The sequence below is a fragment of the Paraburkholderia bryophila genome (genome assembly GCF_013409255.1).
GTDB lineage: Bacteria > Pseudomonadota > Gammaproteobacteria > Burkholderiales > Burkholderiaceae > Paraburkholderia.
In genome coordinates this window covers 3,456,770-3,472,018 of sequence record NZ_JACCAS010000002.1, presented here as the reverse complement: position 1 = coordinate 3,472,018, position 15,249 = coordinate 3,456,770, and the positions used below count along the sequence as shown (strand labels likewise).

At 63.2% G+C, this 15,249-nt stretch carries 13 protein-coding genes; 9 read left to right on the top strand and 4 right to left on the bottom strand.

All coding sequences use genetic code 11. The features are described 5' to 3' along the window. Positions 1-8 precede the first annotated feature (8 nt). Positions 9-1,232 (bottom strand): AAA family ATPase, encoded by a 1,224-nt coding sequence (locus GGD40_RS36330; RefSeq protein WP_179746954.1) that lies wholly within the window; start codon positions 1,230-1,232, stop codon positions 9-11. 376 nt (positions 1,233-1,608) lie between these two features. On the opposite strand from GGD40_RS36330, the gene GGD40_RS36325 reads away from it, so the two are divergent. The 8 genes from GGD40_RS36325 (at position 1,609) to tkt (ending at position 10,353) form a co-directional block, all read left to right on the top strand. After that, entirely contained in the window at positions 1,609-2,718 is a 1,110-nt protein-coding gene (locus tag GGD40_RS36325; RefSeq protein ID WP_179746953.1) for a porin, read from the top strand. A gap of 204 nt (positions 2,719-2,922) precedes the next feature. After that, positions 2,923-3,372, top strand: coding sequence for a sugar dehydrogenase complex small subunit (locus tag GGD40_RS36320; protein WP_179747169.1), 450 nt, complete (start codon positions 2,923-2,925; stop codon positions 3,370-3,372). Between the two features lie 2 nt (positions 3,373-3,374). Beyond that, a complete protein-coding gene (locus tag GGD40_RS36315; RefSeq protein ID WP_179746952.1) occupies positions 3,375-5,009 on the top strand; it encodes a GMC family oxidoreductase in 1,635 nt (544 codons plus the stop codon). Between the two features lie 2 nt (positions 5,010-5,011). Further along, positions 5,012-6,298: a c-type cytochrome gene (locus GGD40_RS36310; protein ID WP_179746951.1), complete on the top strand. Its 1,287-nt coding sequence runs from the start codon at positions 5,012-5,014 to the stop codon at positions 6,296-6,298. 279 nt (positions 6,299-6,577) lie between these two features. After that, complete coding sequence (locus GGD40_RS36305) at positions 6,578-6,823, top strand: DUF6723 family protein (RefSeq protein WP_111934353.1); 246 nt, start codon at positions 6,578-6,580, stop codon at positions 6,821-6,823. A 205-nt stretch (positions 6,824-7,028) separates the two neighbouring features. After that, the gene (locus tag GGD40_RS36300) at positions 7,029-7,337 is read left to right on the top strand and encodes a hypothetical protein (protein WP_218901412.1); all 309 of its coding nucleotides are present in this window, start codon (positions 7,029-7,031) and stop codon (positions 7,335-7,337) included. A gap of 89 nt (positions 7,338-7,426) precedes the next feature. Next, the gene (locus GGD40_RS36295; RefSeq protein WP_179746950.1) at positions 7,427-7,972 is read left to right on the top strand and encodes a cupin; all 546 of its coding nucleotides are present in this window, start codon (positions 7,427-7,429) and stop codon (positions 7,970-7,972) included. 302 nt (positions 7,973-8,274) lie between these two features. Beyond that, positions 8,275-10,353 carry a transketolase gene (tkt, locus tag GGD40_RS36290; protein WP_179746949.1) on the top strand — a complete coding sequence of 693 codons (2,079 nt, stop codon included), beginning with the start codon at positions 8,275-8,277 and terminating at the stop codon, positions 10,351-10,353. A gap of 103 nt (positions 10,354-10,456) precedes the next feature. Here tkt and zapE read toward each other — a convergent pair whose 3' ends face one another. After that, a complete protein-coding gene (gene zapE / locus GGD40_RS36285; RefSeq protein ID WP_179746948.1) occupies positions 10,457-11,521 on the bottom strand; it encodes a cell division protein ZapE in 1,065 nt (354 codons plus the stop codon). A 189-nt stretch (positions 11,522-11,710) separates the two neighbouring features. Beyond that, positions 11,711-14,041 (bottom strand): hybrid sensor histidine kinase/response regulator, encoded by a 2,331-nt coding sequence (locus GGD40_RS36280; protein ID WP_179746947.1) that lies wholly within the window; start codon positions 14,039-14,041, stop codon positions 11,711-11,713. Here GGD40_RS36280 and GGD40_RS37180 point away from each other — a divergent pair. Next, positions 14,035-14,157 carry a hypothetical protein gene (locus tag GGD40_RS37180; RefSeq protein ID WP_257030679.1) on the top strand — a complete coding sequence of 41 codons (123 nt, stop codon included), beginning with the start codon at positions 14,035-14,037 and terminating at the stop codon, positions 14,155-14,157. The genes GGD40_RS36280 and GGD40_RS37180 overlap by 7 nt on opposite strands. 175 nt (positions 14,158-14,332) lie before the next feature. On the opposite strand, the gene GGD40_RS36275 is transcribed toward GGD40_RS37180, so the two are convergent. Further along, positions 14,333-15,235: a YihY/virulence factor BrkB family protein gene (locus tag GGD40_RS36275; RefSeq protein ID WP_179746946.1), complete on the bottom strand. Its 903-nt coding sequence runs from the start codon at positions 15,233-15,235 to the stop codon at positions 14,333-14,335. Between the last annotated feature and the right edge of the window lie 14 nt (positions 15,236-15,249).

Sequence of the window (15,249 nt, the reverse complement as noted above, 5' to 3'; positions counted from 1 at the left end):
GCCCACGTTCAGGCGGCCGGCGCGATGTGATGGCGAATGATGCCGCGAATCAACGCGGCGTCTTCCGGACTCACCTTCGCATAGATGGCCGGCCCGGCCGCGCGTTCGGGGTCGCCGGTGCGCAGCATCAGTTCGGCCCAGTCGAGCAGGCGCCGCGTCGAGAACGCGCTCGACAGATCTTCGCGCGAGAACGCCGCGCGGCAGTCGGCGGCAATCGCAGCGAGCGTGGTGGCGAGCGTGCGCGTCATGTGCGGGGCGAGCGTGCGGATCAGCACGTCGGCTTCTTCGGCGGGCGACAGATAGTCGAGCAGATATACGCGCCAGCGATCGAGAAACGCCTCGTTCATCAGATTGGCGCCCTGATACAGATGACGGAACTGGCTCATCGCGCCGACGGCGTTCGCGGTGGCGAAGAGCCGGAACGCCGGATGCGGCGCCACGATCTCGTTGCCTTTCTCCTTCAGCACGAGGCGGCCGTGCGGTTCGAGCACGGCGGTGAGCGCGGCGAGAATCGACGGTTCGGCGAAGTCGATTTCGTCGACGATCAGCCACAGGCCCTCGCGCATCGCGGTGGGCAGCACGCCGTCGACCCATAAAGTCTCGCCGCCCTTGACTGTCCAGAAGCCGACGAAATCGCCGACGGTGGTCTGCCCGTTCATGTTCGAGCGCAGTACGCCGTGCCGCGAACGCGCCGCGACCTGTTCGATCAGGCTGGTCTTGCCGGCGCCAGTGTGGCCGATCAGCATGACGCGGCGGTTCTCGACGATATCTTCGACGATGTCGTTGAAGCGCTCGGAAAACAGATAGGCGGGATTGATGCGCGGCACCAGCGGACTATCCATGCCGCAGGGCACGTCGACATGACCGATGCGCACGCTCTCGCTTACGCCTTCCACGTGCCGCTGTTTCGCCGCCGCCGCGAGCGCCGCGGCGCGCTGCAAGGCGGGCATGAAGGCGATCCGTTCGGCCGCGCCGTGCTCGGCGCCGGTGTCGCCGGTATCGATCGCGAAGCCTTCGCGGCGCCACTTCTTCAGCTTGGCGCGCAGATTTTCCGCATCGACCACCAGATCGATATCGACCGTGCCGGTACGCTCGCCGTCGTCCGCGCCATGTTCGAGGCGATAGTTTTCCGGGCGGTCGGCGACGCTGACGCGCCACCATTCAGCGCCGTTCTCCGTTGCGCGTTGGTAAAGGCCAAGGTGTTCGTCTTCGGTCAGTTCGGGCGCATTCATGGCAAGAGGTAAAGGATCGATAACGGTTTATACGTTTCTATTTGGCGCGGACGTAATGAGCATCTATCTTATCTTGAGCAGCTTTCGATCGCCCTTTTCGGTTGCCCACTCAATGTCGAGTCCGCTGTCCGCAAAAGTTTATTGCGTCAAACGGATAGGCTATCAGCCGCGTATCCCCTATAGTTCGACCGCGCTGGATGTAGTTTTGCAACATCTATCCATCGTTCTATCCATCGTCGTTTTCGAATCCCGCTTTAAACCGGCGTTGTCCGGGTGGTCGCAGCATGAGCGCCGCCGACGCTGCACCGAGTAGTTTTGAATCATCCGCAATCCGCTTTGCCCTCCCTCGCGATACAAAACAACTCACGGCAAGACAATGAGACTACCTACTAAATTAATGGCGGCCCTTGCGGTAGCGGCTAGTCCGCTGGCTTATGGTCAAACCAGTGTGTCGTTATATGGTCGCCTGGACGCGGGTCTGGAATACCTGAATCACATCAACAATGCCGCGGGCGGCAGTTCGAGCCGCTGGAGCGCGGAGGGCGGCGATTGGGGCACCAGCATGCTGGGCCTCAAAGGCAATGAAGATCTGGGCGGTGGCCTGAATGCGATCTTCAACCTGGAAACCGGCTTGCAGGTGATGAACGGCACCACCAGCGGCGGGCGCCTCTGGTCGCGGCGCGCATTCGTCGGCTTGAAGAGCCAGGAGTGGGGCACGCTGCAGGCGGGCCGCAATCTGTTTATCGATAGCGACGGCGTGTGGGAATTCGATCCGTTCGTGCAGCAGGCGTTTTCGTCGGCCTCGCTGGTGCGCGGGCGCAACTGGCAGCAAACCAGCAACAACGTCGAGTATCACAGCCCGGTGTTCTGGGGCTTCGACGTGCAGGGGCAATACTCGTTCGGCAATCAGCCGGGCTCGTTCAATAGTGGCGCGAACGGTGAGTTCGGCCGCTCCGACGGCGTCATGCTGAGCTATCACTCCACGCTGTTCGACGTGCGCGGCATCTACGACGAACTGCGCGACAGCAATGGCCGCTTCAGCAATATCTTCCAGGCGTCGCGCGAATATTTCGTGGGCGCCAACGTGCATTTCGATGCGGTGAAGATCCAGGGCGCCTATACGCACTACTCGGCGCCGGACTCGCCGGTCGGCGTGGCCGATAGCGCGGATCACTACTGGCTCGGCGCGACCTACAACTTCCAGCCGCGCTGGGCGGTGACGGCGGGCGGCTACTACGTGAAGGTCGGCGACGGCAGCGGCGACGCCGCGCACGACCCGTCCGGCCACGCGATGATGTACGTGCTCGGCACCACCTACAACCTGACGAAGCGCACCTTTCTGTATGGCACGGTGGGTTACGTGAACAACGGTGGCAACTCGAACTTCTCGCTCGAAGCGTCGCCGCGCGACTCGACCAGCAACACGAGTCCGCTGGTCGGCGAATCGCAGACCGGCGCTTATGTCGGGATGCTGCATCAGTTTTGACGCTGCGCGATAAGCGGCATGGAACGTGCTACGAGCGAACGGCGCTCGTGATGCCGCTCGTGCTGCATTCGGCAGGTCTCGTATCACCCCGCAATAAGTTTTGAAGAACGCCTCACAAGGGATAAACAACAATTGACTCCACACGATACTCACGGCGAGTCCCGCGACGGGACAGCCTTCGCCGCGAGCGGTGAAGCGTCGAGCATGACGCGCCGCCGCTGGCTCCAGGGCGCACTCGCGTTGACCGCCGCGGGCCTGACCGGCTCGCTCGCGCTCAAGGCACTCGCCGCGAACCCCTCCGCCGCGCCCATCGACGCGTTCATGAGCCTGTCGCAATCGCTGACCGCGCGAGCCACGCTGAATCGCGACGTCGGCACGCGCCTGCTGGCCGCGTTGCAGACGTCGTCGCCCGCTTTCGCGCAGCAGTTGCCGAAGCTGGCCGGCGCGCTCGCCGCCGGTTCCGCCGACGCCTCGCAACAGGCGCTCGCGCTGAAGATCCTCGAAGCGTGGTACCTCGGCACCGTCGATACGACCGTGGTCACGTACGAACAGGCGCTGATGTACGACGTGGTTTCCGACACGCTGATCATCCGTTCGTACTGCCCCAACAAGCCCGGTTTCTGGGCTGCCAAACCGATCGAAAGGCAAGCCTGAGCATGGCCGATTCACAAAATCAAACCCAACCCAAAACCCAGCAGGCCGATATCGTCGTAGTCGGCTCGGGCGTCGCGGGCGCGATCGTCGCGCATCAGATGGCGCTGGCCGGCAAGTCCGTGATTCTGCTCGAAGCCGGGCCGCGCATGCCGCGCTGGGAAATCGTCGAACGCTTCCGCAACCAGTTCGACAAGTCGGATAACTCGGCGCCGTATCCGTCGAGTCAATGGGCGCCGCATCCGGAATACGGTCCGCCGAACAATTATCTGATCCTGAAGGGCGAGCACAAATTCAACTCGCAGTACATTCGCGCGGTGGGCGGCACAACGTGGCACTGGGCGGCGTCCGCGTGGCGCTTCATGCCGAACGACTTCCACATGAAGACGGTGTACGGCGTGGGCCGTGACTGGCCGATGGCGTACGAAGAGCTGGAGCCGTACTATCAGCGCGCCGAAGAAGAACTCGGCGTGTGGGGCCCGACGGACGAAGAACTCGGTTCGCCGCGCAGCCAGCCGTATCCGATGGCGCCGCTGCCGCTGTCGTACAACGAGCAGACTATCAAGGGCAAGCTCAACGCGTTCGACTCGCGCTATCACGTGGTGACCGAGCCGGTGGCGCGCAATAGCCGTCCGTACGACGGCCGCCCGACCTGTTGCGGCAACAACAATTGCATGCCGATCTGTCCGATCGGCGCGATGTACAACGGGATTGTGCACGTCGAGAAAGCGGAGCAGGCCGGTGCGAAACTGATCGACAACGCGGTCGTCTACAAGCTCGAAGTGGGCGCGGACAAGCGCATCGTCGCGGCTTTGTATAAAGACCCGCAGGGCAACGAGTATCGCGTGGAAGGCAAGTACTTCGTGCTGGCCGCGAACGGCATTGAAACGCCGAAGATCATGCTGATGTCCACCAGCCACGATTTCCCGAACGGCGTGGGCAATAGCTCCGACATGGTGGGCCGCAATCTGATGGACCACCCGGGCACCGGCGTGACGTTCTACGCCGACGAAAAACTGTGGCCGGGCCGCGGACCGCAGGAAATGACCTCGCTGATCGGTTTCCGCGACGGCGCATTCCGCGCGACCGAAGCTGCGAAGAAAATCCATCTGTCGAACCTGTCGCGTATCGATCAGGAAACGCAGAAGATTTTCAAGCGGGGCAAGCTGATCAAACCGGCCGAGCTGGACGCGCAGATTCGCGACCGCGCGGCGCGTTTTGTCGAGTTCGATTGCTTCCACGAAATCCTGCCCGCACCGGAAAACCGCATCGTGCCGAGCAAAACGGAGACCGACGCGATCGGTATTCCCCGTCCGGAGATTACGTATCGTATCGACGATTACGTGAAGCGCGGCGCCGTGCATACGCGCGAGGTTTACGCCAACGCGGCGAAAGTGCTGGGCGGCACCGAGATCGAGTATCAGGACGAGTTCGCGCCGAACAATCACATCACGGGCGCGACCATCATGGGCAGCGATCCGCGCGATTCGGTGGTCGACAAGCATTGCCGTACCTTCGATCACCCGAACCTGTTTATCTCGAGCAGCGCGACGATGCCCACCGTGGGCACCGTCAACGTGACGCTGAGCATCGCAGCGCTGGCGCTGCGCATGGCCGACCAGTTGAAGAAGGAAGTTTGAACGTGCTGAAGAAAACCTTTTTCTGGCTACTGGCCGGTGCCTTGACTCTGCCCGCGTTGGCGCAGGCGGAGTCGTCGGTGAGCGGCAACGACACCGCATTGATTAAACGCGGTGAATATCTCGCGACGGCCGGCGATTGCATGGCGTGTCATAGCACGGTAAAGGGCAAGCCGTTTGCGGGTGGCTTGCCGCTGAAAGTACCGATGCTCGGCACGATCTACTCAAGCAATATCACGCCGGATCCGCAAACGGGGATCGGCACGTGGTCGCTTGATGATTTCGACCGCGCGCTGCGCAAAGGCGTCTCGAAGGACGGCCACAATCTGTATCCGGCCATGCCGTACGTCTCGTACGCGAAGGTCAGCGACGACGACGTGAAGGCGCTGTACGCGTACTTCCGCTACGGCGTCGCGCCGGTGAATCAGGCCACGCATGCAAGCGATATTCCGTGGCCGCTCAACATGCGCTGGCCGCTGACCGCGTGGAACTGGCTGTTCCTGACGAGCGGTTCGTATCAGGCGAAGTCGAACCAGAGCGTCGAATGGAATCGCGGCGCGTACCTCGTGCAAGGCCTCGCACATTGCAGTACGTGCCACACGCCGCGCGGCTTCGCAATGCAGGAGAAAGCGCTCGACGAAACTGGCGGCGATTTTCTCGGCGGTTCGGTGCTGGCGGGTTGGGATGGCTACAACATCACGTCGGCGACCAACAGCGGGATTGGCGGATGGACCCATGCGCAACTCGTCCAGTATCTTCAGACGGGCAGCGTGCCAGGTCTCGCGCAAGCTGCTGGGCCGATGGGCGAAGCGGTGGAGCATAGCTTCTCGAAGATGACGGACGCCGATATCAACGCGATTGCTACCTACGTGCGCACGGTGCCTGCGGTCAGCGACGGCAGCCGGCAAGCACGCGGTACTTGGGGCAAGCCGGCCACGGACGTGACGCGGTTGCGTGGTGTTGCGATGAGCGACGGTACGCTCGATCCGGCGCGTTTGTACCTCGGTAATTGCGCGACTTGCCATCAGGCACAAGGCAAGGGCACGCCGGATGGGTACTATCCGCCGTTGCTGCATAACACCACGGTGGGGGCGTCGAATCCGGGTAACCTGGTGCAGGTGATTTTGCACGGTGTGCAGCGCAAGACCGCGGGCAATGATGTTGGGATGCCGGCGTTTGCCGTGGAGTTGAATGATGCGCAGATTGCTGCTCTGACTAACTACGTGACGACGCAGTTTGGTAATCCGGCGGCTGTGCAGGTGACGGAGAAGGATGTGGCGAAGCTGCGGTGAGTTGAGTACGAGGTGAGCGCTGGGCACAGTTGATCGACGTGTTCGGCGTTAGAAAAAGGGCATGCCGGGTTTATCCGATATGCCCTTTTTTGCGTTTGACCGATGAGTCGCACTCGGAGTCGCGCGTGAGGCGCTTCAAGCTCGGCGGACTTAGACCGGCGTCGTGTGGAACGGGGCTTGCTCGACCTCGGTAAGCGCGCGGCGGCGTCCATAGCTATAAACGCCGCACGATGACACGGAATATGACGCACCACGAGTGCAGGGATAAGGGAAAGACAAATGGCGCGACATAAGGCCGACGTTGCTGACGATGACTTCGAGATTTACGCGAGCTATCACGGAACAGGCGACGGCCGTTACGTAGGTGGGCTGAAGGTAGTCAGAAAAGCAGACAGGAAGCTTCTGTTTCCATTCGATGGCGCGCCCGAGATCGGGCCTTACGCGACTGCCGACGAGGCGCGCCGCGCCGCGATCGATTACGGACGCGAGATCGTGGCAGCGGATCGCGCGGCCCCGGAGCAGTGACGCTGGACACGCGAATCGACGCGATCGTTATGACGTTCCCCTTTTTACAAAAAATGGCCGTGACCTCCGCTTTCGGCGCCGCAACGGCCACGCCTACCGGGTTGGTGGAAACGTTGCGCGAGGCCTCTTGGCGCGCGGTTCACAGACAGGGACCGATTGTTGCTGCAGAGATCAGATAGCCGACAGGCCAGTCAAGGAGAGCGACATGGATCAGATCGACGCACAAAATCGCGAGAGCGACAACAGCGACCCCCAGCACGGCAAATACGGCGCTACCGCCAACGTGTGGGACATCTCGCCGGAAACACGACAGCGCAACAAACCGAGCGGCACGCATTACGTCGAACCAAGTCCGCTTGGCATCGAACCGGTCGAGCAGACCGGCGTCGACAAGGCCACCAATCCGCCGCGTTCGACCGAGCATCCCGCGCAGACTGCCGAAGTGCCGCTCGGCACTGGCGCGCAAAGCGAGCCTCCGGGCGGTGGTGGCCGCGAATCACAGCGCAAGGAGTGAGTGGTGCTGCAAAGTTGCGAAGTTGAAAAGTTGTGAAGTCGCACCGCACACCATCGGCGACCACCCGGCACCACGCACAGGAGCGAACCATGCTCAACGATTCGAAGCACGGTTTCGACGCGGCGCAGACCGAGTACGAAGCCTTCATGCTGGAGCCGCACGACTGGGTGCCGAACAACCGCAAACTACCGGTCGTGATTTATCGCCGGGCACTTTTGCCCGATAGCGGCGACCTTGCCGCCGCATTTGAAATTCTGTTCGAACGCAACGACTGGCCGCCGCAATGGCGCGACGGCATTTTCGACTATCACCATTTCCACGCGAGCGCGCATGAAGTGCTCGGCATCGCGGATGGGTCCGCGCAGGTGATCGTTGGCGGTCCGGGCGGAAGGGTGGTGACCGTATCTGCGGGCGATGCGTTGCTGCTGCCCGCCGGCACTGGCCATTGCCTGCAATCCTTCGCGCGGCATTTCCAGGTGGTGGGCGGTTATCCGGACGGGCAGCAGTGGGACATCCACCGCGAAGCGCTCACACCGCAAGAACTGGCAGCGATGGACGCGTTGCCGTTCCCGCCCATGGATCCGATCGACGGCAAGCTCGGCCCGTTGGTCGAGTTCTGGCTGCATGCGGCTTGAAGCGGTAGATGCGCGCCATTCCTCTCTTTGGGCCGTGCGTTGGCGCTGATACCGCAAGCGTCCTGAAAGATCCATCGTCTGTAACGTAGCCGGTACGGCGCTAACCAACCAACGCCACCCGCCACGCGCGCCGCTGCCTGGCAACTAGCGTGCAGAATCGCGCGCATCGGCGCATCATCGGTGAGCTTGTGCGGTTTCCCTGCGTTATCCCCTGAACACCACCACCGGCCAAGCTCGCCGAATCGCTGAATGAGGCGCGGCATGCCGGCCAGGTTCCCAACCGCCGAACAAGGAGTGTCCCCATGCAAAACGATCCCGCCCTCGACCAGTTGTGCATCAACACGATTCGCACGCTGGCCATGGACGCCGTGCAAAAGGCCAATTCCGGTCACCCCGGCACGCCGATGGCGCTGGCGCCGGTTGCTTACCATCTGTGGCAAAACCATCTGCGCTACGATCCGGACGAACCGCTGTGGCCGAATCGCGACCGCTTCGTGCTGTCGGTCGGGCATGCGTCGATGTTGCTTTATGCGCTGCTGCATCTGGCCAACGTCAAGGCCGTGGACGAAGAAGGCAACGCGACCGGCGGCCCCGCGGTATCGCTGGACGACATCGAGCATTTCCGCCAGCTCGACAGCAAGACGCCGGGCCACCCCGAGTACCGCATGACCACCGGCGTGGAGACGACCACCGGACCGCTCGGCCAAGGACTCGGCAACAGTGTCGGCATGGCAATGGCCGCGCGCTGGTACGAGAGCCGCTTCAACCAGCCGGACGTGCCGCTGTTCGACTACCGCGTGTACGCGTTATGCGGCGACGGCGACATGATGGAAGGCATCTCGCACGAAGCGGCATCGCTCGCGGGACACCTGAAACTGTCGAACCTGATCTGGATCTACGACAGCAACCGCGTGACGATTGAAGGCCACACCGATCTGGCGTACAGCGACGACGTGGAGAGCCGCTTTCGCGGTTACAACTGGCACACGCTGCACGTCAACGACGCGAACGACGCCGCCGCGCTCGAAGCCGCCTTCGTCGAGGCGAAAAGCATTACGGACCGGCCCACGCTAATCGTGGTGCACAGCATTATCGGTTTCGGTTCGCCGCATAAGCAGGACACGTCGGCGGCGCACGGCGAGGCGCTCGGTGTCGAAGAGGTCGCGCTGACCAAGAAGGCGTACGGCTGGCCCGAAGACAAATTTTTCTACGTACCGGACGGCGTGCACGAGCGTTTCGCGCAAGGCATCGGCGCACGCGGCAAGGCGGCGCGCGACGCATGGCTGGCGAGGCACGAGGCGTACGGCAAGCAGTATCCGCAACTGGCGCGCGAACTCGCGGTGATCGAAGCGCATGAATTGCCCGACGGCTGGGACAGCGACATTCCCACCTTCGACGCGGACCCGAAGGGCGTCGCCTCGCGCGATTCGTCGGGCAAGGTGTTGAATGCGATCGCCGCGCGCGTGCCGTGGATGATCGGCGGCGCGGCGGATCTGTCGCCGTCCACCAAGACCAATCTGAAATTCGAAGGGGCGGGCAGCTTCGAAGCGGATAACTACGGCGGCTGCAATCTGCACTTCGGCATTCGCGAACATGCGATGGGCGCGGCGGTCAACGGCCTCGCGTTGTCGAATCTACGGCCGTTCGGCTCGACCTTCCTGATTTTTAGCGACTACATGAAGCCGCCGATCCGTCTGTCGGCCATCATGGAAGTGCCGGCGATTTACGTCTTCACGCACGATTCGATCGGTGTCGGCGAAGATGGCCCGACCCATCAGCCGATCGAGCAACTGGCGTCGCTGCGTGGCGTGCCGGGGCTGACGGTGCTGCGTCCCGGCGACGCGAACGAAGTCGCCGAGGCATGGCGCGTGGCGCTTTCGCATCCGCGGCGGCCGTCGTGCATCGTCGTATCGCGCCAGGCATTGCCGACGCTCGACCGCAGCCGTTATGCGTCCGCGAAGGGGGTGCAGAAGGGCGCCTATGTGCTCGCCGATGCAGCCGATGGGCAGAAGCCGCAAGTGATTCTGATGGCGACCGGCAGCGAGCTGTCGGTGTGCGTCGACGTCTACGAAAAGCTCAAGAGCGAGGGCATCGCGGCGCGCGTGGTGTCGATGCCGTCATGGGATGTGTTCGAGCGTCAGGACGAGGCGTATCAGGAGTCCGTGCTGCCGGATGACGTGGTTGCGCGTGTGGCGGTCGAGCAGGCGGCGTCGCTGGGCTGGGACCGTTATGTGGGCCGGCATGGCGCGCAGGTGGTGATGCATACGTTTGGTGCGTCCGCGCCGCTCGCCGATCTGAAGAAGAAGTTCGGCTTTACGCCGGAGCATGTGTATGACGCGGCGAAGCAGCAGATTGCGAGGGCGCAGGGGAAGCGGAGTTAGGCGTTTTTTAACGCGGTGATTTGGTTCGCTTCGAACCGCATGATGTGTAGAACAAAACCGGCGGCGTAAAAACCGCCGGTTTTTTTATGTCACGCCGATAACCTCAATCGGCCGCCTCTTCAAGCGTGCTGCGATACGCGCGCGATTGCATTTCCGCGAGCCGGCTCAGCGTTCTCGACAGATCGTGCGCGCCCTCCAGCCCGGCAAGCGCCGCTTCGATCGGCTGATCGGACGCGATAAACAGCGCCCGCTTGCGGTCATAGAAAATATCAACGAGCCACACCAGCCGCTGCAACGTATGCGATTTCTTGAGCCGGTCGGTGCGCAGGTTGTCGAGAATCAGCCCCTGCCATTGCCCGGCGAGATCGAGATAGTCGAGGTGCGAACGGCTCGCCACGCACACGCTGTCGAAGTCCGCCCACAGCAGCGCCGCGCCCGCCGCGCGCGCAGTGAGCGGCCGGCCTGCCGCGCTCAGCGTGACCGGTTCGAGGCTAGCGTCGCCGCCTTCATGGCGCACGAAAATCTGCCGCAGCGCGTCGCGATTCGACGGGTCGAGCGGCGCGAAAAAACGCGGCGCCTCGGCCTCTTCACCACCGAAACGATAGTCGCGCGCGCCGTCGAAATGGATCACCGTGAAGCAGCGCTCGATCTGTTCGATGGTCGGTAGAAAACGTTCGTGAAACTCCGGGTCGGACAGCAGCGCATCCGGTGCGTAGTTCGAGGTCAGCACGATGCGTGTGCCGAGGCTGATCGCGGTATCGAGGAAACGGCCCATCAGGAACGCATCGGCGATATCGTGCACATGGAATTCGTCGAAGCACAGCAAGTCGACGCCGTCGAGCCACTGTCGCGAGACCGAACCAAGCCGGTCGTCACCGCGAGGTTCGCTGACGAGTCGCCGATTCATCTCCCGCAGAAATTCGTGGAAGTGCAATCGCCGCTTGCCGCACGTAGCCAGTTCGAACACCGTATCGACCACGAGGCTTTTGCCGCGGCCTGGCAGGCCGTGGCAATAGACGCCCTGGCGCTCAGACGCAACGCTGAGCTTCTCGCGCCGGGCCTGCGGATGCAGCAGCGCGACGAGCGCCGCGATCGCGTCGCGCTGGCTGGCGTCGGGCTCGATGCCGCGCGCGGCGAGGCTGCGGGTGATCTGAGCCTGATCAAGCATGAGCGAGCGTCCCGCAGCATGACGGGACCGCGGAAACAGCGGCGATGAGCACAGCGGCGAAAACGTTGAGCATGGATAGCGGGCGGGGAATGAGCGCGTCAGTTTAACAAGGACTGCCGGTAGGGCTCAGTCGCAAGCTTCCAACCCATGCCTTAAACCTTCGCTTCCAACGCATAGCGCGAAGCCCCTTCAAACCCGCTGCCGCCCCAACACCTGCTGCAACTCGCGCGGATCGACCGGTTTCGTGAAGTGATGATCGAAGCCCGCTTCCACGGCGGTCTGTTTGTCCTGCTGCTGACCCCAACCCGTCACCGCAATCAGCAGAATGCTCGCGTCGCCATACTCGCGACGAACCCGTCGCGCGACCTCGTAGCCATTGAGCCGTGGCAAACCGATATCGAGAATCACCGCGTGCGGCGCGAATTCACCGATCAACGCCAGCCCCGCGAGACCGTCGCCGGCCGTGCGCACTTCGTGGCCTTCGAGTTCGAGCACCATCGCGAGACTCTCGGCGGCATCCGCGTTGTCGTCGACGATCACGACCCGCAGGCCGGCCGCCTGCGCGGGCTCGGGCGCCGCGCGATCCGTCGGTGCGGACGCGGCACGCGATAGCGGCAGGCGGATCATGAACTCGCTGCCCGTGCCCGCGCCGTCGCTGAAGGCTGCGACTGTGCCGCCGTGCAGTTCCGCGAGCCCGCGCACCAGCGCTAGACCGATGCCGAGGCCGCCTTGCGAGCGGTCGAGTGCGGGCGCCAGCTGCGAGAACATTTCGAAGACGCTGTCCAGATGCTCGCGCGGAATGCCAATGCCGGAATCGCGCACCACGATCACCGCCTCGTCGCCTTCGCGCTCCGCCGCGAGCGAAATGCGGCCGCCCGGCGGCGTGTACTTGGCCGCGTTGTTCAGCAGATTCAGGATCATCTGCGAAAGGCGCGTGGGATCGGCGTCGAGATAAAGCGGTTCGCGCGGCAGCGTCACGCTCAGGTGATGCGATGAAGCCTGCACCGTGGGCCGCGCCGCTTCCATGGCCGATTGCATCGCGCGGGCGAGTTCGAGGCGTTGCTTGCGCAACTCCAGCTTGCCCTGGGTGATGCGCGAGACCTCGAGAAGATCGTCCACCAGATGCGTCATATGCTGCAACTGGCGGTCGAACACGTCGCGCGACCAGTTCAGCTGCGGATCGGCGAACTCCTTGAGCCGCAAAATCTCGAGCACGTTGCGCATCGGCGCGAGCGGATTACGCAACTCGTGCGCGAGCGTGGCGAGAAATTCGTCCTTGCGACGATCGGCCTTCGAGAGTTCGAGGTTCAACCGCTGCAGTTGCTGCTCGGCGCGTCGTCGCTCGGTAATGTCACGGCTCACGCAAACCGCGCCGTAGATGTCGCCGCGCGCGTTCGCCAGCGGTTTGACGACGGTGTCGCACACGCCGCGCGAGCCGTCGCGTCGCACGAACGGTAACTCGCCACGCCAGGTGCCATCGGCGGCGAGCGCGGCGAAGGCTTCGCGGCGAACCCGCAACGCGTCTTGCTGCGGGTGGAACATCGTGACGGGCTTGCCGAGAATTTCGCGTCGCCGATAACCCAGCATGCGCTCGCCGCCAACATTGAAGTCGGTGATGTTGCCGCGCAGATCGGTGATCACGATCGCGTCGCTCAGGTGCTCGAAAATCGCCGCCTGACGCAGCAGCACGGTCTGCGCTTCCTTGCGCTCGGTGATGTCGGTGCCGAGGCCGTAGACGGTCAGCGGCTCGCCCTGGCGGTCAAAGGTCGCGCGGCCGCGGCCTTCCATCCAGCACCAGTCGCCGCTCGCATGCAGAAAGCGGAATTCCACGACGTAATCGTCGCCGCTCGCGAGCGCACGCTCCACCGCCTCGTTGAGCGCGATCAGGTCGCGCGGATGAATCAGTTCGAAGAAGCCGCCGGGCATCTTCGCGAAGCGTCCTTCGGCGTAGCCCGCGAGCGCCTCCAGTTCGCGGCTCCACCAGAACTTGCCGGACTTCGGCTCGTGCGACCACGCGCCCATGCGCGCGCCGCGCATCGCCAGACTCAGCACGTCGCGGCTTTCCTGCAACTCCTGTTGCGCGCGTTGATGCGCGGCCACCGAAGCCTCCGCGTTACGCCGTGCCAGCAACAATTCCCGCTCGTACTTATGACGATCCTCGACGATCAGTACCGCGATCTCGATGAAGTCGGCTTCGCCGTGACGGCGGCATGCCGCGTTGAGCAGCATCGGCACCATGTGGCCATCGCGGTGAACCATGTTCAGTTTGATCTCGGTCACCGAGCCCTGCGTTTGCAGCAGCGGCGCCCAGTGCGTCTGATAGAACACCTTGCCGCCGGCGCTCAGCAGATCCTGCAGGTGCTTCAGGTCGACGAGTTCGACTGCGTCATAACCGAGCCAATCGCAGAAGGTCGCGTTGACGCGCAGGAGGCGGCCGTGGTGATCGGTCAGCAGCAGGCCGCAGGCGGCGTGCTCGAATAGTGCGTCGGCGGAAGGCTGCGGGCGGTCCGTGCTTGACATCGCGTTATCGGACCCGTGGCCCGGTCGAGGCGTGGATGGCCGGCGTCGTGATGCGTTTGCCGCCGGCGGTAGTCGGTAAGTCGTTGCGCTGCGCGATGCTCATCGTGGTGTCCTGAGGCCTGCTGGGCATGAAGCGGCGAATGCGCCAGGCCCGCCGGCTTCGAGGGATGTTACCGCAGTCTCGTGGCAAGTCGCGATTGGCGTGAGGCATCGGAGCGGTAGGCGAATGACAGGCGGCGCCGGTCATGCGATACGCATTGACGACGCCAGACAGTTCGTCATGAAACGGCTTCAACCGGTTTTAATTTTTGGCAACGGCGCGCCGGGCGGTTCGAGTCCGAAGCGTTCGTATTGGGAGATCACCTGGGCGCCGAACAGCAGTAGCGTCGCGAGCCATTCGAGACTGAACAGGATCACGATGGCCATGGTCAACGAGCCGTACACCACGCTGACCTGCGAGAGTGTGGCGAAATACCAGACCAGCACATGGCGAGTGATTTCCCACAGCACGGCCGCGACCACGCCGCCGAACAGCGCGTGTTTGAGCGACGGCTTGCCGACCGGCATGACCAGATAGATCGAGGTCAGCACGAAGATTTCACCGCTGAGACCCAGCAGATACAACACCACCCGCGAGAGCCCTTGCAGCGACACGTGCAGGCCGAACAGATCGACACCTTCGGCGCCGATCGCCTCCAATCCGCTCGACACGAACGTGACGATCAGCAGGCCGACGCCGAGAAACAGGATGTAGCAATACGGCAGCAACGCCGACAGCAGAAAGTGCCGCCGCCTGACCACCACGCGATGAACGAAGATCAGCGACATCGCGTTTTCTAGCACGGTGAACGCGAGCGAACTGAAGAAGATCATCGTCACCAGCAGCACCCAGCCGATCACCGCGCGGTGTGCAAGAAAATTCGCGAGCTCGCGCACCAGCGCACTCGATTGCCCCGGCACGAGCCATTGCAGCAGATGCCCGAGCGCGGTCAGCAGCACATGCTGCGGGACCAACCGCGACAGCACGATCACGATCAGGATCAGCAACGGCACGATGGAGAGCAACGCGTAATACGCCACCGCGCCCGCGAGCAGCAAGCCCTGGTTCGCGCGGAACGCCTTCAGCGTTTGCAGCACGAAGCTGCCGGGATGTTTCGCGACATAGAGCGCGTGTTCGTCGATGAGCGTTTGCATGGGGCCTCGCGGCG